A 23,032-nucleotide genomic window follows, 5' to 3' on the forward strand; every position below is an offset into this window, starting at 1 on the left:
ATGCTACGCCGCTGTTTTATGGGGTCTGTGATACCAACCATCTTCCGGGTGATATGTCGGCGGATAATGGGAAAGATCAGCTGACATGCGCATATGGGCCACGCCATGGCAGTCAATTTGTTCAAGACTATTCCAGCGCATACGCCTAAACAAAATCACATTTTGCATTTGAACATTTGCATTAAACAATCGGCACCCACGCGCATTTGCACTGCGCACAGCAAGACTGATGAGCTCCGCACCCAAGCGACCGACATTTCTGTAAGCGGGATCAACTGCTAATCGCGACCCCCACCAAACCCCGGGTTCGGCTTGGTGAATGCGAACGGTACCAACAACCGAATGCGCTTCATGCGCCAACGTTGATATAGCGACAAGATGCGTTGCAATATCATCGATATCATCGCGATCATGATGTTCAAACAAGCCTTGCTCGTGAACAAAGACGCGCTTGCGCAGATCATAAGCACCCGATGCTTCCCAATTTGTGGATGCAGCACGGATAAAATATCCTGGCGATTGAAATGCGAATACATTTTGTCCCTGTAATTCCATTATATCCATGATCAAATCTTCAGTTTTTCATAGGTGGAAAGTGCAGAACAAGCTCCGCATCGACCGCAGCCTGCTTTGATGTCTTCAGAACGCATGCCAGACTTCGCAATCATGTCGCTCAATGGGCCCAAAATGGAAGAAATAAACTCAGCTTTCGGAGCTGGCAAACTTTCAAGCGGAGTACCAGAGATAGGTACAAACGGAACAACAAATGGGTAAACGCCCATTTTGCATAAGCGATCAGACATGTCCAATATCGCTTCCACCGTATCCCCAAGACCGGCAAGGATATAGGTTGAAACCTGTCCATGCCCAAACACTTTGACCGCAGCTTCAAATGATGAGAAATATTTCTCCAGGGGCACTGTGGCTTTTCCGGGCATTATATCAGCACGCACCTGTGGTGTTACCGCTTCTAGATGCATACCCAAACTATCAATGCCCGCATCGAACATGCGCTGATGCCAGATATCATCAGCCGGTGGTTCGCACTGCCCTTGAATTGGAATATCAACAGCCGCCTTAATTGCTCTCGCACTTTCCACCAAAACAGAGGCCCCACGATCATCCGTTGCAGGGGTACCTGTTGTCATGACCATATGCTCAATACCATCAAGCTCAACAGCGGCTTTGGCCACCTCAGCTAATTGCTGGGGCGTCTTATGTGCAATCGTTCTACCTGCCGCTAAGCTTTGACCAATCGAGCAAAATTTGCAGGTTTTCTTGCGGCTTTCGTAGCGAATGCATGTTTGCAATACCGTCGTTGCTAAAACATTGCGCGAGTGCAGAGTTGCAATTTGATTGTACGGTATACCATCAGCGGTTTTTAAATCATAGAATTTTGGACGACCGGGAAATCTAACACGCGCGACTTCTTGACCATTTTTGGTAACACGCGAAGAACCATCCTGTTCAGGTGCGTCGACCTTAAATGGGCTATTAAATGCAGGCGCTGTATGCACGGGAACCATCACCGTGGTTCCATCGATAGTGAGAGCTTTATGATCAGATGGGCCCGCACCGCCGCGGCGACTTTCATGACCCGCAGTAGGATCATCCAACCGCATGCCTTGAGTTTGTAAATCATTGATGAGTTCAGAGATTGTCATGAGCAAATTCCTTCGATGCAATATCTGCAAATTTGGGCGTATCGGTTTCTACAAATTCCGTTTCATGCAAATGATGAACGGCTGTTTGACGTTGATCGTGAACCAAATGCAAAAGCTCTGGGCGCGCATAATGCCCAACACTATCCATCATGCGCTTTCGTTTTGTGATAAGTTTCATATCCAAATCGGCGATTAAGATCCCTTCTCCATCGGTGATTGGATCAACCACATGACGCCCTTCGGGAGAAATGATGCACGTCATGCAGCCATCGCGAAGCCCCTTTTGCAGGGATGGATCTGGATGTATGGAATGGATCTGCTCTTCCGTGAGCCACCCTGTTGCATTGACCACAAAACAGGCAGCTTCCAATGCATGATGACGCATGCTGACTTCAATCTGCTCGCCAAAAATCGGTCCGACCAAACTACCTGGGAAATGGGCTGCATGAATTTCTTCGTGTTGCGCCATAAGTGCATATCGCGCAAGGGGATTATAATGCTCCCAACATGCCAAAGCTCCAACACGTCCAACTTTGGTGTCAACAACCTTTAGCCCCGAACCATCACCCTGTCCCCAGACCATTCTTTCATGGTAAGTCGGAGTAATTTTCCTGCGTTTTAGAACAATCTCACCACTCGCATCAAACACGAGCTGGGTGTTGTATAATGAACCGTGATCCCGTTCGTTTATGCCCATCACGATGACAGCATTTGCTTTGCGCGCAGCATTTGACAATGCTTTGGTTTCTGCTGAAGGCACAACAACGGCTTCATGATATAAATCAAGATGTGGCTTACCCTGTTTTAGTGGCGGCAAAACAAACGAAAAGTATGGATAATAGGGAATAAATGTTTCAGGGAACACAATGAACTCAGCACCCTTTTGTGCTGCATCATCAATTGCGTTTAACACCCGTTCCATTGTTTTATCACGACCTGAGAGATCAGGCGAGATTTGAACAGCTGCGGCTCTAACAGTATCGGTTCGCATAAACTTCACACTCTGATGAGACAAAATTAGTTAAATTGCCAAGCCGCAAGAGCACGGCCTGACAATGGCAAAGTTAGACAGTCCACGTATCCAAGATAACGGCATCAGCCTTCTTGTGGATAAGAATACAGTCCAAAACATCTTGGGGTGCAATCGGTGTAATACCAGGCAAAAGCGAAGGTTCGCCATGACCGTACAGCGCTTGCAAAGCAAAACGACATGCATACACTTTGCCTCCCTCACCCATGAACTTTTTCAAATTCACAGCAAAGTTTTGATGACCTGGAAATGCTTCATCACCCAAGGTTGGAAAACCGCGTTGAATTCCCAATGTAACACCTGGACCATACAACAAGATTGATGTCTCATAGCCTTTTCGATTTAAACGTATCGCATTGAGAATATTAACTAATCCGATAGAACCTTCAAAGGCTACCGTGTGAAAAGTCACCAATGCCTTTTCACCTTCATCGGCCTTTACATCCTCAAAAACTTTCTCTTCATAATCGACGAAATAATCGCCGTCTTTGTGAGCTTCTTTAGCTACAGCTGGCATTTTAAACTCCTTTTAAATGACAACCAAAGGCTAATTTAAGCTAATTGTATGTGTCAATAATAAGTGCAATATACATACAATAAAAAGTCAATTTAAATACAAACCGCACAATACTTATGCAAAACGACACTTTATATGCACGGCCTGATCTAATTTTGATCAAATTTTCAAGCAACAACGCCTTGAAACACTCAAAAAAATGATCCATACATTGTGCAACAATTGGCCTAAACAATATGCGCGGGGGCGACGAAATATAATGGACTGGAAACCGATTCTTCCAAATGATGGCACACCGAGATATCTTGCCATCGCCGATGCTCTTTCAGAAGATGTGAGACGCGGGGTATTAAAGGTGGGAACGCGACTACCGCCACAACGCAAATTAGCATCAAGACTTGGCATTGATTTCACCACAGTCACCCGCGCCTATGCTGAAGCGCAATCCCGCGGACTGGTAAGAAGCGAAGTCGGGCGTGGTACATTTATCGCTCGTTCATCCCGGCATGGTGCGCAGCCCGATTTAGAGCGCTCAGGTGCGGAAGATTTATCGATGAACATGCCGCCAGAACCCACGGATCCAAAATTGATTGAGGCCATGCAACAAGGCTTGGACTATATTTCAACAAATCTTCTAGGCCTTCTGCGATATCAGACAGCACTTGGGGGTGACAAAGATAAGATTGCAGCATCGAGCTGGCTGTCACTACGTGGCATGGTTCCTAAATTGGAACGCATAGCCGTCACGCCCGGCGCACATGCGACTATGACTGCAATTTTATCTATGATCGCAGATCAAGGTGATTGTATCCTGTGTGAGAAAATCACTTATCCAGGTATTCGCCATATAGCAAAGCTGCGCGGGGTATCACTAATAGGAATTGAGATGGATGAAAATGGTGTGCTGCCGGATGCATTGGAAAGCGCAATTCAACAGCACAAACCTAAGGCGCTTTATCTAAACCCGACACTTCACAATCCAACAACAATTACCATACCAACAGACAGACGCCTTGCCATCTCACAGATTATCAATAAACACGGATTGCAGCTAATAGAGGATGATGCTTACGGCTTCATTCCGGAAAAGGCCCCTGCACCTTTAGCCGTTTCTTCGCCGGATCTAACCTGGCACATAGGTGGTTTGGCAAAATGCATTGGTGCTGGTCTTCGTATTGCTTACACAGTTACACCATCTGCAAAACATACTCTTGCGCTGGCGCAGTCTCTAAAAGCGCTCACAGTGATGCCCTCGCCCATGTCTATGGCACTTGCTACTTGTTGGATTGAGGATGGAACAGCGGATCAGATCAGACGCTTTATTCGCTCGGAAACGGCTATCCGCCAACACATGGCAACCAAAGCGTTAGACGGTCTAGATTTTAATTCTGCAGAGAATGCCTTTAACATTTGGCTGCGATTACCCGAAGGTTCAGCCAGAGCGGAAATCATCGCGAATATGGCAGGCCGACATATCGGCATCATCCCATCGGACGCATTCACGGTTGGCGGTAACGCAGATGAACATGTGAGATTATGCTTGGGCGGCACGGTGGATAGAGACAGACTTCAATCAAGCCTGCACTACCTCTCTCATCTGCTGATGCCGGGAAGCTTTCTAACCGGGTAACCTTCAAGCCATTATGACATGACTTGTTCGACACCATCTAAAATGGAATACACTGGCAAATCAGTCACAGATTTTATGGCAGGTATATAAGGCGGCAGGTTCCCACATTCTATTAGGATCGCGCTGATATCGTTGCGAGCTGACGACAGTTCGATGAGCCTGCTTTTGATAAATTCTTCAATCTCATCACTGCGCAAATCTTTTAACTGGTCTTGTTTGTCTCTTAAAATCGCTTCTGAGAATGCGGTACAATTTTCCATTCCAATGATTTCAACATCCTTCAATTGTATATCCTTGGAAGAAACAATAAGAGATGTAAGATCAGTGCTAGACGCAGTTAATATCAGGACTTTCTGCGCCCCGATTTTTATCTTTATGTCTTTGTAAAGTGACAAAGATGAAACCATCACTGGCACATTAACCGCATCGGCAATTTGCGCCTGTTCCGCATACAAAAATCCGCATGTCGAGGTAATGGCGCTTACGCCTTGTTGTTCTAATGACTGAGCCGCATCGATAAACTGTTGCAGGATATTTGGCGGCATCTGCTGATCATTGACAACATCCAAGCTGCTGACATTTTCAACAATATGAATAACAACATCAGTTGTATAAGTATCAGGGTTCCCTGCATCTCCCAATATTCTGGGAAACTGCGTATCCAACATCAATATGCCAAGTTTCTGATCCATAAAATTAAAGGTCTTTTTCTTTATTGGCGTTCAGCTTTTTGGTGAAAATTGCAGGTGATATGTAAATCGGAATTTGCGCAACAGCAATGAAAACACTAAGCAATGGATTAAATGGCAATACGGCAAGATAGATCGATACATTGCGGTTTCCAAACATAAACGCCAGCGCATCCGCTTGCTCTGACTGCATTTGTTTTCGCAACAGCCAACGCATGCTGACATGACCACCTAAATTTAATAAAAGCGCGAGAATGAGAAGGTAAAAGGCCTGCAAAGGCGCGCCTCGTATTTGGGCGATCACGCCATCAAATAGCGGAAACAAAAACAGTATCATCGTAATCACTGCAACACCTGAGAAGGTGTTTTTGTTCGCAGTAATCCGATCACGACCAACTACGCTTTGGATAATCAGCGCCATGATAAATCCGCCGATGATCATCATCGCAATGTTAAAACCCATCATCCATAGCGCAACGGATATCTCAATACCTGCTATCGCAAAACAAAGCGGGCCAAGAACAGGTACGAGCAGCATGCCTAGCAATGCAACTTGCAAGGTTAGCCGCGCGCTAAACCCCATCAAAACACTTAAGCTGATCGACGAACTCAAGGGCGGCGCTGCAACAAACACGATTGCCAGCAATAAGTATTCGTCTGGTATTTCAAAGATGAAAGACAACACGCGAATAGCAACAGATGCAATCACAGTGCCTATAACGACAATTAAAAGTGTTTTGAAAAAATACCTCGGGTTTAACAACTCTAGACAAGCATGACGAAAGTCAAATTGCGCAAAACCAACAGCGAGTATAAGTGCCACGAGAAAAGGCAATGCTGGTCGCATAACCGAGGACACCTCTGGCAACAATCCAGCTACCACAACGCCAATAATCAGAAAGGCACCAGAATGCTGCCCAATATAGGATAGAAGTCGCATTCCCGTCCTTAAATGTCTATTTGGTCCGGCTATCCAGGTGTTGAACGCATATTATCCGGCAACCACGTGGCTAATTCAGGCCAAGTTACCAAGATAACAACCATCACCACCATTAACAAAACCATCGGTATTGCAGTTTTTGCAATATACGAAATTTCATGCGTGGTCATACCCTGAAGAACAAAGAGATTAAATCCAATCGGCGGGGTCACCTGAGCCATCTCAACGACAATCACGATGAAAATACCAAACCAGATAACATCAATTCCCGCTTGGCGGATCATCGGTTCAACAATCGCCATAGTCAACACGACGGATGAAATGCCGTCTAGGAACATACCCAATATGATGTAGAATACCGTTAGCATTGCAATGAGCGCAATCGGCGACAAATTAAGCCCATCAATAAAGGATGCGAGCGCGCGCGGAATACCTGTGAAACCCATCGCAAGAGATAAAAATGCAGCACCCATCAAAATTAACGCGATCATCGCAGATGTGCGTGTTGCCCCCATTAAACTTTCGTAAAATGTGCTTAAATTTAACGAGCCTTGACTGGTCGCTAATACCAGTGCACCAATAACACCAACGGCAGCAGCCTCTGTTGCTGTGGCCCAACCGAAATACATTGAACCAATCACAGCAAACACTAATACTAGAACCGGAATTAAGAAGCGACTTTCAGCGAACATCTCACCAAAGCTCATAGCTTTATCAGCTTCTGGTCGTTCGCTTTTTTTCACAAAGTGCCAAGCAACAATATAGCTCATGAAAAGAGTGGCCAAAACTAAACCTGGGATCACGCCAGCCAAGAACAATTTTGAAATAGACTCATTTATCGTCACACCATACACGATCAATGTAAGTGAAGGCGGGATCATCAGTCCAAGTGTTGCAGCACCAGCCAGTGTTCCAATGATCATATATTCTGGATAACCGCGACGTCGCAGCTCAGGAATAGACATTTTGCCCACAGTGGTCAGCGTTGCCGCCGATGAACCAGAAACCGCTGCAAAAATCGTGCAGCCAAAAATATTTGTGTGAAGCAATCCGCCCGGGAGCAATCTCATCCAGGGTGCGAGACCGCGAAACATATCTTGCGATAAGCGCGTTCTATATAAAATTTCACCCATCCAGATAAACAAAGGCAGCGCGGTTAATGTCCAGCTCGAAGCTCCGGTCCAAATGGTTGTAATCATCGCGTCACCCGCTGGGCGCGACGTAAAGAGTTCAAGCCCTACCCAGGCAACACCCATAAGCGCGAGCCCAACCCACACGGAGCTTCCCAGCAAGCCAAACAGGACGACCAAAAAGATAATAGTTGCATATATTTCTGTCATCAGACCATCTCGCCTTTAATGTTGCTCTTATCCAAAACGACAAACCGGATCAGGTTGTCCCATAGCGCAATCGCGAGCAATGTTGTGCCAATCGACATGGGGATTTGAGGGAGCCACAAAGGTGTATAAACCATCTCAGAGCTAGTTTGTGCCCATAGAGCGGACCATTGTGTCGGGCTTGTAACTAATGTTTCAAACAAAGTTAAAAGCCATTCCGGCACAGTATCTTGCCCTTGGGTTCTGTCATTTAACATTTCGGAGAAAATGTTTGCTTTGATAGCATATCGAGCAAAGTAAGTTGCGATAATTGCAGCAACAAAAAGCGCAAATATATCGACCCATCTTTTGGTAAAATTATTCATATTCAACAAAATTGAAACGCGGATATGTGCTCCGCGATTAAGTGCGTGTGCGAGCGCGAAGAATGATGTCGCTGCCATCGCATATCCGGCAAATTCAGTTGACCCATGAAATGTAATCCCTGACCAGCGCGCGATCATTTGCGCAACAATGAGCAGCAAAATAATGACCATGAATATCGCGGCAATCATGCCGCTTGTTGTGTAGAGCACATTGAGAATACGCCAAATCGGCGTCAAGATTTTCCGAGCTTTATCCTTCAGGACCCAGCTCGCGACGGTTAAAATTGTTGGCAGAACAAAGAGCCAAAACCAAAGCGGCAAACCAATGAATGGTTTCCAATCCATAATATACCCCTAAACAAGAAATGAGGCCCTTTATAAAAGGGCCTCTGTATTATTACTTCATTGCTTTGTAAGCGTCGAGAATTTCTTGACCCTCGCTACCAGCTGTCTCAAGCCATGCAGCAGTCATTTTCTCACCAATGGCTTGAAGCTCTGCCAAGAACTCAGGACCAGCATCTTCAACTTTCATCCCATTGGCTTCAAGTTGCTCGAAATACCAGCCAGCAAGCTCTGCTGATTTTGCCGAACATGCAGCACCTGTTTCATCCGCAGCTTTTTGAACACCAGCTTTGACATCATCTGCTAAACCGTCCCAAACACCTTTGTTCACAATAACAGAGTTACGTGGAAGCCATGCGTTCACTTTGTAATAATGTGTCAGGTGTTCCCAAACTTTACGGTCATAACCAGTAGAACCTGAAGAGATAAACGCTTCAGCCACACCAGTTGCGAGCGCTTGGCTCAACTCAGCGGCTTCTACTTGTACAGGTACCATGCCGAGTTCTTCAGCAAATGTTGCAGTTGCAGTGTTGTATGAGCGGAATTTAATCCCTTGCGTATCTTGTGAAGAACCCACTTCTTTTTTGAAGTAAAAACCCTGACCAGGCCATGGACATGTATAAAGTGAAACAAGATTTAGATCAGCAAGCTGCGCATTCACTTTAGGCGCTGCAGCTTTCCAAAGCATTTCGTTTTCTTCATATGTTGTTGCTAAGAAAGGAACATTGTCCCATGCAAGCAAAGGTGCTTCATTCGCATGTGCTGACATAAAGCGCTCGCCAATTGGAGCTTGTCCTGTTTGCACAGCGCGCTTAATTTCGCCACCTTTAAACAGTGAACCACCTGGGTGCACAGTAATTTCAATCGCGCCATTGGTGTATTCTTTAACTTTTTCGGCAAATACCACACCCATTTCAGAGTGAAAGTTTGTTGCAGCATATGCCATTGGCATATCCCACTTTTCTGCAGATGCAGCACTTGATAGCGCCAATGCTGCAGCCGTTGTTGCCAGTGCTAGTTTCAAGTTTCTCATGATATTGCTCCCTTTTTCTGCTCTGTAAGTTATAGTTTTCGATCCGCTGCATAAGCAGAAAGATCAGTATTTATCGGTTGATTTGATGCAAGCCTTGCCAACCATTGGCCAGTTTTTGGCCCTGCAGACAAGCCTATATGCTGATGCCCATATCCCAAAATTATATTTTTCACTTTAGGGCTCACGCCGATTACGGGTAATGAATCGACAGTAGAAGGACGATGCCCCATCCACTCTTCAATTCGGTCATATTTTAAATCTGGAAACAATTTAGCCATTTGTTTCTTCAACAGCTCAACAGGTGCTTTGGATTCACCATTTTTAAGGCCACCAAATTCAACAACACCCGCACAGCGCATGCGACCATCCATTGAATTTACGACAAATTTTCCACTTGCAACCATGATGGGCGAACGGAGCTTTATCGACGGATTATGGTATTCAACATGATATCCGCGCTCAGATTCCATCGGAACGGATATTCCAAGGGTTTGGTTCCACTGGCTGGTCCAAACACCAGTTGTTATGATGTATTTATCAGCCTTAAGCACGCCATCAGTTGTTTTTATCGCCTCGCAATGATCGTCTTTAATATCGAAGCCTGTAATCGTTGCTTGGGAAATCGTACCACCGTTTTTCTCAAATTCGGCAGCTAGCGCTTTAACATAAGCCCCGGGATCGGAAATGCGTCCATGGTTCGCACATTGAACGCCATAGCCAAAACGGCCAGCTAAATTTTCATCATATTCAGCAATCTGTTCTGCACTACGAACAGCATAGGAATACCCGCGGTTCTTTCTTACTTTCCAAACATATTTATCTGCCGCAAATGCAGCTTCATCGTCATAACCAAACCAGTAGTCTTCGGTGCTGATATATTTTTTTGCATCACTATCCCCAGCGACAGCCAGGTGCTGATCAGGGCAATCATGCAATAATTCTTGCAGCGCTGAGGATATGTGATTTACCGAGCTATCATTGGCATGTTTTAGATAGCGTCTCAGAAATGGGAATAGCTTTGGCAGGTAAGACCATTTGACGAATAATGGCTGGTTCGGATCAAACAGCATCCCAGGGGCTTTTTTCAAAATACCGGGTGTCGGAACAGGTACAACAGCAATAGATGCAAGTATGCCCGCATTGCCATATGACGTGCCCTCGCCCGGAGCCTGGCGGTCAACAAGTGTCACCTTGTTCCCTAATCTTTGCAGCCAAATGGCTGTAGAAACGCCAACAATCCCCGCACCAACGACAATTACACTTTGTTGATCTTCTTTAGTCACGCATATTCTCCTGGGGTGAGTTTGACTTGACTGAGGTATAATTACAAATACTATTATTTTATAGAAGCATCATAAAAAGTGATATCATGATATTTAGACAATTACAGGCTTTTCACGCTGTTATCGAAAAAGGCACCGTGACTTCAGCAGCCCAAAGCTTAGGAATTTCCCAGCCTGCGATTAGTAATTTGCTTGCGCAGCTTCAAGCGAAAACAAATCTAGAGCTATTTAAAAAAGATCGGGGACGACTTGTCGCCACCCCGGAAGCCAGCATTTTATTTACAGAAATTGATACGGTTGTCCGCGGGTTAAGCCGTGTTGATCATTTGATTTCCAACTTACAAAACGAACGGGTTGGATCGCTGCAAATTGCCGTTACGCACGCTGTTTCATTTGGTTTTATGACAGGCTTAGTATCAGAATTCGTGCGCGACTATCCAAATATAGACGTTCTTTATCAAACGCGTTATTCACACAATATCCAGGAATGGGTGGAATCTGGCTTGGTTGAAATCGGCGTCTCAGAAATGCCAATCATAAACGAAAACTTGATCAGTCATCCACTACGCTTTGTTTGTCAGTTGGCAATTCCTGAAAATTCACCACTTGCTGAACATAGTGAAATCTCACCAAAAGACCTTGATGACGTGCCGTTTATTGAAATGGGTGCAGATCATATTATCAGCCATAGGATCAGGCAATTGTTTTTGGATTCCAATGCACGGTTACGCATTAAATGCCAGTCTCACTTATTCAGATCACTATTGGAATTTGTAAAGACAGGATTGGGCGTTGCACTGATTGATCCATTTACACTCGCAAATGACGATGGCAAGGGATATGTCGTGCGCCCCTTCAAACCATCGATTTATTTGGACATGGCCATCATTCATCATAAATCCCGCCCTATATCGTCAGTAGGACTAAAGTTTATCGAACAGGTCAAAGCAAACATGTCCGAATATGGCGTACCGATAGCTTAGCGGATCCACTCTTTGTGCATGCGCTGGAATACATCAACACCCATTTGCTTCATCATATATATGATATCAATCGGCACCCAGTTTTCGCGGATTAAACCCTCGTGATGGTGATAAAAATCCATAACCCGCATCTGCAGTAATTTACCTGTTGCACCGGAACCTAAAAATTCACCGTCATGAGGTGAAACCACGCTTGGCCATCCCCCGGTAACTGATAAAGACCCATCACCGACGCGAATATAATGCCCCGCATTAAGCTCTTTCATTAAATCCTCGTGCCCTTCCCATAACGAACTACTCATTCGATTTGGGAACGCTAAACGAAATGGCAATTGATGATAATCAACAAATCCAGCAAGCGAACGCGTTGTGCCGATACCGCTTGGACCATACCACATCATTTTGGGATGCCAGTATTTCTTCTGCTCCATATTGATCAAACCTTCACGCGTGAAGTGCTCCGGTCCATTGTTGTCACCTAAAGATTTCTGCATCAAAAGCGTCTGTTCTAAACTCGCAGCTGATAAGTCTTTATCTCCTGCGGCAAACCGGATACCGTCTCCAGTGATAGGCCCAGCCCAGCGGCCCTCTTCACCAGAACTTGGCGGCATTGGCCAAAATCCCGCTTGGCGCATCACATCCAAAATATCCCACAAACAATTACTTTGAACGATCTTACCGTCTTTAATCTGATGGATCTCACCATAGCGGATATAAGTAGGCTTTCCTGACGCAGGAATGGTTAACCAATCCTGTTCGAAGTTACCGCAATAATGGCCCATAGTCGCAATGTATTCTCGGTCTTCATAGCTGCCTGCCATGAAGATAAGATCTCGTCTTTCTAGATCAGGGAAACTCTTTTTCAAAGGTTGCCATGCAGTTTCATAAATTGCGTCAACACCAACCATTTCATTCAATGGATACGAGCCGCGCCACTCGCAGTCTGTTGCAAACATCGACTTAATAACACTCGGAGAATCCGTTAATGTGGATTCTGTAAGGTCTTGTAATAAATGGTAAAACTTAGATCTAATCGCCTGGTCCAAAACACTTCCAATCATACTTATCCACGTAATCTATAACCAGACTTGCATTCGTATGCAAGTGGTGTTAGCTTTTATGCATACGAATGCAAAAAAGCACAAAACAACCTCAATATTAATGCAATTCGATGGTTTCATTGGGAGAAAAACATATGAATAAAATTCTAAAATCTGGTCTGCTCGTTGCAGCACTATTAGGCAGTACAGCAATTGCTCATGCAGATTGCGGCATTGAAAATGGTCGTGTTTCGATCGTTGGTAATGAGTTCCCTGCTATTCAAACAGTGGGTAAAGGCGCTGAAGCTTGTGCAACAGGTAGTGTTGAAGTTAAGACAAACCTCACAGCTGACCACCAGAAGATCAACCTTGCTGGTATGACTGGCAATCCTGCTGAATACACATCAGCAATTGTTGCAAACTCTTCTATCGTTGCTTTGATGAACGATGATGTGATCCGTCCACTTGATGATCTTGTTGCAAAACACGGTTCTGACATCAAGAAAAACCAATTGATCACAATTGGCGGCAAAGTCATGGCTGTTGCATTTATGGCCAACGCTCAACACTTGGTATATCGCGCAGACGTTTTGGAAAAAGCTGGCGTTGAAGTTCCAACAACATATGAAGAAATGTTGGCAGCAGCAGAAAAGATCCGTTCAATGGGAATTATGGAAAACCCAGTTGGCGGTGCTTACAAAGCTGGTTGGAATTTGGCTCAAGAATTTACAAACATGTTCATCGGACATGGTGGCGAGTTCTTTAAAGCTGGCACAGCTGAAGTTACAATCAACAACGAAAAGGGTATTGCAACGCTTGAGATGCTTAAAGCACTCACAGAATACATGAACCCAGACTACCTAACGCATGATTCAAATGCGACAAACGCTGAATATCGTGCAGGTAATGTTGCACTCATGAATATGTGGGGTTCTCGTGCTGCTACGCTAACTGAAGCAGATGGCGTTTCTGATGAAGTGAAGGCTGGTTTTGCGATCGCAGGTCCAATGACTGTTGCTGGTGGCGACACGCCTGCAACAACACTTTGGTGGGATGGCTGGACTGTTGCTAAAAACATTTCAGACGCTGATGCGGAAGCAACATTCCTTGCGTTGAAAAACGCAATTGCACCGGCAATCCTAAACGATGAGACAACACAACAAGCTGTATGGCTCATTGATGGTTACCAGCCAACAGATAAAGCAAAGGGCGTGTTTGCTGCTGCAGAAGCAGGCTCAACACCATACCCAATGTTGCCATTCCAGGGCCTTTTGCACACAGCTTTAGGTGCAGAAATTCCTGACTACCTACAAGGCAAAGAAGATGCTGCAAAAACACTTGCTGACATCGAAGCTGCATACAATGCAGCAGCAAAAGAAAAAGGCTACCTATAAAGCTGGCTTTCTGAAGGAGGCCTGAAAACGGGCCTCCTTCTTCAATAAATTTTAAAACGATATTCAGGCGGCCTGGCCGCAAATTCTCAATAGCGATGCTCTAAATGGTGCATCACTAAACGGGTGGATTGCGTTTAATCAGCAGCTTCGAACGCTACAGGTATTAAACGTTTCAAGGGGAAGCAAATGAAGCATAAAACGTTTTTTTGGTTTATATTGCCCACAGCAATGGCCATGCTTTTATTCATTGCGATGCCGATTGTATCGGTTGTAACGCAATCGCTTTTCACACCGCATGATCAAGTGTTCAAAGTGGTGGAAAATTGTGGCCCTTTCGGATGTAAAGAAGAAACCATCATCGACAATGAAGCGATGGCCGATCTGAATGCAGAAAAACCACTTGGAAAGTTTGCTGGTCTTGCAATTTACTTTGACCGCGGGCATTTGGCTGTCAGCGAAGTTGCAGATGCCTGGACAAGTAGCGACAGCATTGGTGAGTTTTTCTCAACCATCAATAATCTGCCGTTCTATCGGGCGATGGGCTTTACATTAAGCTACACATTTATTGTCACCCCCTTGCTCATTATCCTTGGCTTTATGATCGCGATTGCGGTTAATTCGCTCAATGGTGCGATCAAGGGTCTGGTTATATTCTTCTCTTTATTACCGATGATCATCAACCCGCTTGTTGGCTCACTCATTCTATTTTGGATGGTGGATGCCCGCGGGGTATTCGGCTCAGGCTTACAATGGTTATTTGATGACCCGACATTATCTCTAAAAGCATCAACCACCCTCACCTGGATCATGTTGATGGTCTATGGCGTGTGGCACTCTGCACCTTTTGCTTTCGTCGTGTTCTATGCAGGCCTGCAAACATTGCCGCAAGATACGTTAGAATCTGCAATGATTGATGGTGCATCAAGATGGGAGCGTATCCGCTATGTGGTGATCCCGCATATTATGCCACTCGTCACTTTTGTGGCGCTCATTCAACTGATGGATAACTTCCGAGTCTTTGAACCAATTGTCGGCTTTAATGCGGAAGCGCATGCGCAATCTTTATCGTGGATTATCTTTAACGACCTTGCCGGGGAAACCCGTCTGCTGTCATCCGCATCAACAACGTCTGTTCTTACCATTATCGGCGTTGCAATCCTACTCTCACCAGTCCTTGTTCGCACTTGGCGCGACTTTACTAGAAAGGTGTGATCTCATGTCTTCTGTTGCAATGCGCAAATCACCTACTGTTAAAATCATGTCCTATGGGTTTGTGGCCATTTGGTTGGTACTGGCAGCTTTCCCGTTTATCTGGACACTTTGGGGCTCATTTAAAGTCGAGTTGGATTTCTTCTCCATCGCCGATTGGACCGATGCAATCACCGGCACCAGAACATTAGCTGAAACCGGAAGTGCTTTTACCGGTGCAGGTTATGAAGGTGCTTGGGTTCAAGAGGAATTTTGGAAAGCTGTGATCAACACATTTATCGTGTGTTTCTTCACAGTCATCACATCCTTAACAATCGGAACACTCGGCGGCTATGCGTTATCGCGTTCAACATTTAAATATGCTTTCTGGCTTTTGATCGCAGCGCTAATCTTCCGCGCAATGCCGCCAATCACGCTTGTATCCGGCTACCTATTGCCGTTTTTTGAGTGGAACCTTTGGGGCATATTACCAACATCAATCATCGTTCTTGTTGCGATCAATCAACCCTTCACACTTTGGATGCTGCATTCATTCTTCACAAAGATTCCAAAAGATCTTGATGAGAGTGCGATGGTTGATGGCTGTACAAGATTTCAGGCTTTCCGTCACGTCATCATCCCGGTGATGTGGCCAGGCGTGATCACCACCGGTCTGTTCTCATTCTTGCTCGCATACAATGATTTTGCCGTAACAGCGATGCTACTTTCAAAGGAAAACCAGACAATGGTTCCAAAGATAGCAAGCTTCCTAGGCACAACACAAACTGAGGGTAATGTTATGTTCGCTGTTGCCGCCGTGGTCTCTGCAACAGTTCCAATTTTCATCCTCGTTATGTTCTTCCAACGTCAAATTGTTAGCGGACTAACCGCTGGCGCAGTTAAAGGTTAATGGTATGGCCAATATTACTCTAAACAAAGTCAACAAACGTTGGGGAAACTTCGTCGGCGTTCATGATTTTAATCTCGAGATTGCCGATAAGGAATTTCTAGTTCTGCTTGGGCCATCTGGTTGCGGTAAAACAACAACCATGCGCATGATCGCTGGCCTTGAAGATGTGACGAAAGGCGAAATCCACATTGGAGATCGCATGGTCAACAATCTCGAGCCAAAAGATAGAGACATTGCAATGGTGTTCCAAAGCTATGGCCTTTATCCAAACATGACGGTTTGGGAGAACATCCGTTTCCCACTCAAGGTGCGCAAAGTTGACCCTGCCCTTCATGAAGAACGTGTGCAGCGCGCTGTTGATATGGTTGAACTTAATGAGTTCACCCATCGCCGCCCAGCAGAACTTTCCGGCGGCCAACGCCAACGCGTGGCGCTAGCACGTGCAATTGTGCGTAAACCGCAAGTGTTTTTAATGGATGAGCCGCTATCAAATCTTGATGCGAAACTTCGTGTTTCCACCCGCGCACAGATAAAAAACTTACATCACGAATTAGCGGTGACGACAATTTACGTAACCCATGATCAGATTGAAGCCATGACCTTGGCTGATCGTGTTGTGGTGATGAACAAAGGTATCGTCCAACAAGTTGGAACACCGGTTGATATTTATGACAAACCGCAAAATACATTTGTTGCTAGCTTCATCGGTTCACCCGCAATGAACCTTATTGAAGGCGATTTAAAAGATGGCACTTTCACCACAAATGGGGTGAAAATTTCAGGTCTTACAAAAAAGCATAATGGCAATGTGACCTTGGGCTATCGCGCTGAAGATGCCAGCATCACAGACAAAGATGGCTCAATCAATGCGCCTGTTTATTCAATGGAATTATTGGGGGACGCGACCATGGTAACAGTGCGCATCAACGGCGTGTTGCTTTCGGTCAAAGCAGGCAAAGAATACCGCGCCAATATTGGTGATGATGTTCATTATTCCATCACACCTGAAATGTGCCACTTATTTGATACAAAATCCGGCGAACGCATAGAGGCCTAAATGTCGAACGAATTATCAGCAGAAGAACATGTTGCAAAAAGCCAAGCAACACTTGCCGCCATCAAAGCGATGGAAGAAGCATTAGCTGCAAACTCAAACACCATGGAAGACCATTTCCATGAAGGTTTTAGATGGATGGGCAACCAAGGTTGTGGCACGAAAAACAACCTAAAGGAATTTCGCAATAATTGGCAGCTGCCGCTACGTGCAGCATTCACTGATCGCGAATATAAGACCGAAAAATTTCTAGCTGATGGTGAATGGGCTTCATGCTTTGGGCATATTGAAGGCACCCATACGGGGGAGTTTATGGGTATTCCTGCAACCGGAAAACGCGTCAAAATTCCTTATATGGATTTTTGGAAAGTGACCGACGGGCGCATCGAAGACAATTGGGTTTCTGTAGACTTTGCCATGGTGCTCGCACAGCTAGGTGTCGATGCATTTAATGGCCAAGGTTGGGAGAATTTTGATAGTGGCAAGAAAACGCCAATACACCCCAAAGAACGGGCGTAGGAGGAGACGAAAGTGATCAAGTATTTAAAGCGTGGCATGGAAGAAACCGAGCGCGCAATTGAAAATGACAAGGTTGAAAAAATCGTTGGCGATGCGCTCAAGCAGATAGAAAACGAAGGTGATAAAGCCGTTCGAACCATGTCTGAAAATTTTGATAAATATTCGCCGGAAAGTTTCAAGCTGAGCCAAGATGAGATCGATGCATTAATCGCTCGCTTAACACCACGCGAACTTGAAGACATTAAGTTTGCGCAGGAGCAAGTTCGTAATTTTGCGCAAGTGCAGCGCGACTCAATGTTAGACGTTGAAGTTGAAACAATGCCGGGTGTTATTCTGGGTCACAAAAATATCCCGGTGCAATCCGTTGGCTGTTACGTTCCTGGCGGCAAGTTCCCGATGGTGGCATCTGCGCATATGTCGGTAGCAACTGCATCAGTCGCTGGCGTGCCGCGCATTGTTGCTATGACACCACCATTTAATGGTGAGCCCAACCCTGCTGTGATCGCTGCAATGCATTTAGGTGGCGCGCATGAGATCTATGTGCTTGGCGGTATTCAAGCCGTCGGTGCCATGGCAATTGGCACAGAAACAATTGAACCTGTTCATATGTTGGTCGGCCCAGGAAATGCATTTGTTGCAGAAGCAAAGCGACAATTATTTGGTCGCGTGGGAATTGATTTGTTCGCAGGCCCAACAGAAACGATGGTCATTGCGGATGAAACAGTTGATGCTGAACTATGTGCAACCGATCTATTAGGACAAGCAGAACACGGTTACAATTCACCAGCCGTTTTGTTGACCAATTCACAAAAGCTGGCAGAAGAAACACTATCTGAAATCGATAGAATTTTAAAAATCCTCCCAACAGCCGGCACCGCCAAAGTATCATGGGAAGATTATGGAGAAATCATCGTCTGTGATACCTACGATGAGATGCTTGATGTTGCCAATGACATTGCATCTGAACATGTTCAGGTGATGACGGATCGCGATGACTGGTTCTTAGAAAACATGCATTCTTATGGAGCGCTGTTCCTTGGTCCACGCACCAATGTCGCCAATGGCGATAAAGTCATCGGTACAAACCACACGCTGCCAACGAAAAAAGCCGGGCGCTACACGGGTGGTCTTTGGGTTGGTAAATTCCTCAAAACACATTCTTATCAGAAGGTCACAAGTGATGAGGCTGCAGTTACCATTGGAGAATATGGCTCACGCCTTTGCATGCTCGAAGGATTTGTGGGACATGCTGAACAATGCAACATTCGTGTTCGCAGATATGGTGGCCGCAACGTACCTTATGGTGAGGGCGCCGAGCCGCAGCAAGATAATGGAGTAGCAGCAGAATAATGCAATTACCAACCACACCTTCGTTTCGTCTTGATGGAAAACGAGCACTCGTGACAGGCGCCTCCTCCGGTATCGGATTGGGCGCTGCGGTCTCTCTGGCTGAAGCAGGAGCACATGTCGTCATGGCAGCTCGCACCTTGGGTAAACTTAATGAAGCTGTGGAGGCCGTACGCGCAAAAGGATTAAGCGCTGAAGCTTTACAATTAGACGTCTCTGACATTGCGCAAATGGGGGACATTCTAGCTCAACAAGATGCGTTTGATATTTTGGTAAATTCTGCAGGTGGCGGGCGTCACAGCCCAGCGCTTGAAACAACAGAAGATGACTTTGATTTCGTCAACGATCTTAATGTGAAATCGGCCTATTTCTTAACTCAAGCGGTCGCCAAGAAATTAAAAGAAGCTGGAAAACCAGGTTCATTGATCAACATCTCATCTCAAATGGCACATGTGGGCGGGATTGATCGCGCTGTATATTGCGCAACCAAACATGCGGTTGAAGGTTTTACCAAATCAATGGCCATGGAGTTTGGTCCATTAGGCATTCGAATTAACACAATTTGCCCGACCTTCATCAAAACTCCGATGACACAAGCGACATTTAATGATCCCGAGCGCGTTGCTTGGATTGAAGAAAAAATCAAACTCGGTCGCGTGGGTGAGGTTGAAGATATCATGGGCTCAGTTGTCTATCTTGCATCCGATGCAGCCTCTCTAGTGACAGGCACATCCTTGTTGGTCGATGGAGGTTGGACTGTTGGGTAAGGAGACGGTTACATCTTTTGACGTTGCCCAACGCGCTGGTGTCAGCCAATCCGCGGTCTCGCGCGTGTTTTCACCCGGTGCGAGCGCTTCGCCCAAAATGGCTGAAAAAGTTAGAAAAGCTGCTGACGAATTGGGCTATCGGCCAAATGTTTTGGCGCGTTCGCTGATTACCGGGAATTCAAAAATTATCGGGCTCGTGGTCGCCTATTTCGATAATCAGTTTTACCCAGAAGCAGTTGAGAAACTGTCTAAATCTCTTCAGGTTGAAGGATATCACGTTCTCGTATTCATGGCCTCAAATGGCGATGACATTGATAAACTCATGCAGGACCTTTTGGATTATCAGGTTGAAGGAATTGTGCTTGCATCCGTTGCTGTATCATCAAATCTTGCAGAACGATGTGATGCTGCAGGCGTACCTGTCGTCCTCTTTAACCGCCACCAAGATGACGACAGATTTTCGTCTGTAACATCGAATAATTATGATGGTGGCCGCAAAGCAGCTGAATTCCTCATTGCAGGTGGACACAAACGCATTGCACATATTGCAGGCTGGGAAGGCGCTTCAACGCAACGCGATCGCGAGGCAGGTTTTCTCTCTATGCTCAAAGAACAAAACGTTGAATTATTCGCGCGCGAAACTGGCAATTTCCAGTTTGATGAAACGCAAGAAGCGACGCGTTTAATGTTCAACAAAGACGTTGTTCCTGACGCCGTGTTTGTCACCAATGATCACATGGCCATCGCGGCGATGGAATGCCTACGCTACGAGTTTAAACTCAAAATCCCGGAAGACGTATCCATTATCGGTTACGATGATGTCGAAATAGCAAGCTGGCCAAGCTACTCGCTGACAACCATCCGTCAGCCAGCCAATCGAATGGTGGACGAAACCGTTAAGACGCTGATGAAGCGCATTCGCGGTGAAGATATCACCCCTCACAAAATTGAAATTGAAAGCCCCCTGATGATCCGAACTTCGGCAAGAATTCCTCAAGGTTGGGTGAATGAATGACTTTAGGAAAAGATAATGCAAGGCTTTAACAATCGTTGGAAAGACTTTCCAGATTACATCATTGGTATCACAAAAGAGATCTGGGAAGATCGCGGCATTGGCACCCTCAACCACTATTATTCTGAGGATATTCCGGTTCGCTCTCCGATGGGTATCTCTGTAGGGAACCAACCCGTCATGGCGGCAACCATGGCAACATTACATGAATTTCCTGACAGAACACTCTTTGGTGAGGATGTTATTTGGAGCGGTACGCCAGAAACAGCAATGCTCTCCTCACATCGCATTATCTCCACTGCAACACATAGCGGCGACGGTGTTTTTGGCAAAGCAACTGGCAAAAAACTAACCTACCGGATTATCGCTGATTGCGCAGCAAAAGATAACACGATTTTTGATGAATGGTTGATCCGCGATTATGGCGGCATCGTTCGTCAATTGGGTTATAGCCCGCGTAAATTTGCGAAAAAGCTGATCAAAGCTGAAGGCGGTCCTGAAAACTGTGTTAAACCCTTTACCCCCGCGATTGATGTCAAAGGCGAATATCAATCTAACGGCAATGACAATGAATGGGGCGCAAAGTATGCAGCTACATTGTCACGCATGATGGCGCATGAATTTGATATCATCCCTGATCACTACGATCGGGCGGTTCTAAGCGAATATGCCGGATCTCAATCCGGGATTTCCCATGGTTCGGTATGTGATTTTTGGATGGGTCTACGTTCGTCCTTCCCAAATGCGGAATTTAAAATCCACCATCAAATCGGCCTTGATGGTGACATGTTATCGCCACGTGCTGCGATACGCTGGTCGCTTGATGGTAAGCACGATGGATGGGGCACATTTGGAAAACCAACAGGCGCCGATGTTCATGTAATGGGCATGTGCCATGCCGAGTACGGCCCTTATGGCAAGGATGGTGCATCGATCAGACGCGAATACGCGCTTTATGACGAAGTCGCCATTTGGAAACAAATTTTAATGCAAAGTAACTGATGTGTGTGGAGAATAAAATGACACCTGCAGAAATGGAACAACGTATCGTTCGTTATGGTGAATTAAAACCATGCAAAACAGCCTTTATTGATGCACATACCCCCGGATCTGATCAGAAAGAAAATTTCACGATCATCGGAGGTGGCGTTTCAGAAAGCCCTGATCAACATGTGCATATTAAAGAAACCCCTGGGTTCAATATTGGTGCAGCAGGACAACCACCTAAATGCCGCAACTCACTTCATACGCACACAACAGCAGAAGTGTTTTTTGTTCTAAAAGGACGTTGGCGTTTCTTCTGGGGACGCTGGGGCAATGCTGGCGAAGTTGTGTTGGAAGAAGGCGATATCTTTAACATCCCAACAGGCATTTTTCGTGGGTTTGAAAACATCGGAACCGACTATGGTATGATCATGGCTGTGCTGGGTGGTGATGATGCCGGTGGTGGTGTCGACTGGGCGCCGCAAGTCATTGAAGATGCAACCGGTCACGGCTTAGTATTAGGTGAAAACGGAAAGCTTTACGATACCAAAAAGGGTCAAGCTCTTCCTGATAACATCAAACCAATGCCGCTTATGACAGCGGAAGAACTTGCAAAAATTCCGGAGCCGAACACGCAAGACGTGGTGCCAAAATTCGTCGCACGCTATTGGGATTTGATGGCGTTGTCTGACAAGCAGCCGGTCAAAGTTGTCGGTGATGGCGCAGTTCTACAAGACAAGCCGGGCTTTGATATTGAATTATTATCACGCAATTCCATTAGCGCTGATCCTTACTCATCAGACCAGCATGAAATTTTGATGGTCATGCGCGGTCACTGGAAGCTTAACTGGGATGGCGGAACAAGCGTCCTAGCGCCCGGCGATACATGCGCTGTGCCCCCAAATCTTTCACATAGTTTAGAACCTGCAATGAGCGGTGAAGCAAGTCTTTATCGCATCATGAGCAATGATGATCCAGCCGGTGCAACACAGGCCGATTGAGCG

23 protein-coding genes are annotated in these 23,032 nt (G+C 45.8%); 12 read left to right on the forward strand and 11 right to left on the reverse strand.

Annotated features, from left to right (window positions below):
* Nucleotides 1-3 precede the first annotated feature (3 nt).
* The 4 genes from ACZ1GZ_RS17095 to ACZ1GZ_RS17110 form a co-directional block, all read right to left on the reverse strand.
* Nucleotides 4-564, reverse strand: coding sequence for an MSMEG_0567/Sll0786 family nitrogen starvation N-acetyltransferase (locus tag ACZ1GZ_RS17095; RefSeq protein WP_472666073.1), 561 nt, complete (start codon nucleotides 562-564; stop codon nucleotides 4-6).
* Between the two features lie 2 nt (nucleotides 565-566).
* Nucleotides 567-1,664, reverse strand: coding sequence for an MSMEG_0568 family radical SAM protein (locus ACZ1GZ_RS17100; protein ID WP_472666074.1), 1,098 nt, complete (start codon nucleotides 1,662-1,664; stop codon nucleotides 567-569).
* A complete protein-coding gene (locus ACZ1GZ_RS17105; protein WP_472666075.1) occupies nucleotides 1,651-2,655 on the reverse strand; it encodes a Nit6803 family nitrilase in 1,005 nt (334 codons plus the stop codon). The genes ACZ1GZ_RS17100 and ACZ1GZ_RS17105 overlap by 14 nt, the downstream gene beginning before the upstream one ends.
* A gap of 73 nt (nucleotides 2,656-2,728) precedes the next feature.
* Nucleotides 2,729-3,211: an MSMEG_0572/Sll0783 family nitrogen starvation response protein gene (locus ACZ1GZ_RS17110; RefSeq protein ID WP_472666076.1), complete on the reverse strand. Its 483-nt coding sequence runs from the start codon at nucleotides 3,209-3,211 to the stop codon at nucleotides 2,729-2,731.
* A gap of 259 nt (nucleotides 3,212-3,470) precedes the next feature.
* On the opposite strand from ACZ1GZ_RS17110, the gene ACZ1GZ_RS17115 reads away from it, so the two are divergent.
* Nucleotides 3,471-4,841 carry an aminotransferase-like domain-containing protein gene (locus ACZ1GZ_RS17115; protein WP_472666077.1) on the forward strand — a complete coding sequence of 457 codons (1,371 nt, stop codon included), beginning with the start codon at nucleotides 3,471-3,473 and terminating at the stop codon, nucleotides 4,839-4,841.
* Between the two features lie 11 nt (nucleotides 4,842-4,852).
* On the opposite strand, the gene ACZ1GZ_RS17120 is transcribed toward ACZ1GZ_RS17115, so the two are convergent.
* The 6 genes from ACZ1GZ_RS17120 to ACZ1GZ_RS17145 are packed head-to-tail and all read right to left on the reverse strand — an operon-like array spanning nucleotide 4,853 to nucleotide 10,830.
* Nucleotides 4,853-5,533, reverse strand: coding sequence for an aspartate/glutamate racemase family protein (locus ACZ1GZ_RS17120; protein ID WP_472666078.1), 681 nt, complete (start codon nucleotides 5,531-5,533; stop codon nucleotides 4,853-4,855).
* A gap of 4 nt (nucleotides 5,534-5,537) precedes the next feature.
* Nucleotides 5,538-6,470, reverse strand: coding sequence for a hypothetical protein (locus ACZ1GZ_RS17125; protein ID WP_472666079.1), 933 nt, complete (start codon nucleotides 6,468-6,470; stop codon nucleotides 5,538-5,540).
* A gap of 29 nt (nucleotides 6,471-6,499) precedes the next feature.
* A complete protein-coding gene (locus ACZ1GZ_RS17130; protein WP_472666080.1) occupies nucleotides 6,500-7,810 on the reverse strand; it encodes a TRAP transporter large permease in 1,311 nt (436 codons plus the stop codon).
* Nucleotides 7,810-8,517, reverse strand: coding sequence for a TRAP transporter small permease (locus tag ACZ1GZ_RS17135; RefSeq protein ID WP_472666081.1), 708 nt, complete (start codon nucleotides 8,515-8,517; stop codon nucleotides 7,810-7,812). Before ACZ1GZ_RS17135 ends, ACZ1GZ_RS17130 begins: the two co-directional genes overlap by 1 nt.
* Before the next feature lie 52 nt (nucleotides 8,518-8,569).
* Nucleotides 8,570-9,547 (reverse strand): TRAP transporter substrate-binding protein, encoded by a 978-nt coding sequence (locus ACZ1GZ_RS17140; RefSeq protein ID WP_472666082.1) that lies wholly within the window; start codon nucleotides 9,545-9,547, stop codon nucleotides 8,570-8,572.
* A gap of 29 nt (nucleotides 9,548-9,576) precedes the next feature.
* Nucleotides 9,577-10,830, reverse strand: coding sequence for an NAD(P)/FAD-dependent oxidoreductase (locus tag ACZ1GZ_RS17145; protein ID WP_472666083.1), 1,254 nt, complete (start codon nucleotides 10,828-10,830; stop codon nucleotides 9,577-9,579).
* Between the two features lie 86 nt (nucleotides 10,831-10,916).
* Between ACZ1GZ_RS17145 and ACZ1GZ_RS17150 the strand changes: the two genes are divergently transcribed.
* Complete coding sequence (locus ACZ1GZ_RS17150) at nucleotides 10,917-11,813, forward strand: LysR family transcriptional regulator (RefSeq protein ID WP_472666084.1); 897 nt, start codon at nucleotides 10,917-10,919, stop codon at nucleotides 11,811-11,813.
* Here the strand turns inward: ACZ1GZ_RS17150 and ACZ1GZ_RS17155 are convergent.
* On the reverse strand, nucleotides 11,810-12,874 hold the full coding sequence (locus tag ACZ1GZ_RS17155) for a nuclear transport factor 2 family protein (RefSeq protein ID WP_472666085.1): 1,065 nt from the start codon (nucleotides 12,872-12,874) through the stop codon (nucleotides 11,810-11,812). The genes ACZ1GZ_RS17150 and ACZ1GZ_RS17155 overlap by 4 nt on opposite strands.
* A gap of 134 nt (nucleotides 12,875-13,008) precedes the next feature.
* On the opposite strand from ACZ1GZ_RS17155, the gene ACZ1GZ_RS17160 reads away from it, so the two are divergent.
* The 10 genes from ACZ1GZ_RS17160 (at nucleotide 13,009) to ACZ1GZ_RS17205 (ending at nucleotide 23,029) form a co-directional block, all read left to right on the forward strand.
* A complete protein-coding gene (locus ACZ1GZ_RS17160; RefSeq protein ID WP_472666086.1) occupies nucleotides 13,009-14,247 on the forward strand; it encodes an ABC transporter substrate-binding protein in 1,239 nt (412 codons plus the stop codon).
* 186 nt (nucleotides 14,248-14,433) lie between these two features.
* Nucleotides 14,434-15,459 (forward strand): carbohydrate ABC transporter permease, encoded by a 1,026-nt coding sequence (locus tag ACZ1GZ_RS17165; protein ID WP_472666087.1) that lies wholly within the window; start codon nucleotides 14,434-14,436, stop codon nucleotides 15,457-15,459.
* A 4-nt stretch (nucleotides 15,460-15,463) separates the two neighbouring features.
* Nucleotides 15,464-16,345, forward strand: a complete 882-nt coding sequence (locus tag ACZ1GZ_RS17170; protein ID WP_472666088.1) for a carbohydrate ABC transporter permease — start codon at nucleotides 15,464-15,466, stop codon at nucleotides 16,343-16,345.
* Nucleotides 16,346-16,349: 4 nt separating this feature from the next.
* Nucleotides 16,350-17,402: an ABC transporter ATP-binding protein gene (locus tag ACZ1GZ_RS17175; protein WP_472666089.1), complete on the forward strand. Its 1,053-nt coding sequence runs from the start codon at nucleotides 16,350-16,352 to the stop codon at nucleotides 17,400-17,402.
* Entirely contained in the window at nucleotides 17,403-17,918 is a 516-nt protein-coding gene (locus ACZ1GZ_RS17180) for an ester cyclase (RefSeq protein ID WP_472666090.1), read from the forward strand.
* 36 nt (nucleotides 17,919-17,954) lie between these two features.
* Nucleotides 17,955-19,268 (forward strand): histidinol dehydrogenase, encoded by a 1,314-nt coding sequence (gene hisD / locus ACZ1GZ_RS17185; protein ID WP_472668345.1) that lies wholly within the window; start codon nucleotides 17,955-17,957, stop codon nucleotides 19,266-19,268.
* A complete protein-coding gene (locus ACZ1GZ_RS17190) occupies nucleotides 19,268-20,032 on the forward strand; it encodes an SDR family NAD(P)-dependent oxidoreductase (protein ID WP_472666091.1) in 765 nt (254 codons plus the stop codon). The genes hisD and ACZ1GZ_RS17190 overlap by 1 nt, the downstream gene beginning before the upstream one ends.
* Nucleotides 20,025-21,047: a LacI family DNA-binding transcriptional regulator gene (locus ACZ1GZ_RS17195; RefSeq protein ID WP_472666092.1), complete on the forward strand. Its 1,023-nt coding sequence runs from the start codon at nucleotides 20,025-20,027 to the stop codon at nucleotides 21,045-21,047. The genes ACZ1GZ_RS17190 and ACZ1GZ_RS17195 overlap by 8 nt, the downstream gene beginning before the upstream one ends.
* Nucleotides 21,048-21,062: 15 nt before the next feature.
* On the forward strand, nucleotides 21,063-22,046 hold the full coding sequence (locus ACZ1GZ_RS17200; protein WP_472666093.1) for a nuclear transport factor 2 family protein: 984 nt from the start codon (nucleotides 21,063-21,065) through the stop codon (nucleotides 22,044-22,046).
* Between the two features lie 17 nt (nucleotides 22,047-22,063).
* Entirely contained in the window at nucleotides 22,064-23,029 is a 966-nt protein-coding gene (locus ACZ1GZ_RS17205) for a cupin domain-containing protein (RefSeq protein ID WP_472666094.1), read from the forward strand.
* Nucleotides 23,030-23,032: the final 3 nt, after the last annotated feature.

Source organism: Lentilitoribacter sp. JB5-8 (assembly GCF_055693385.1).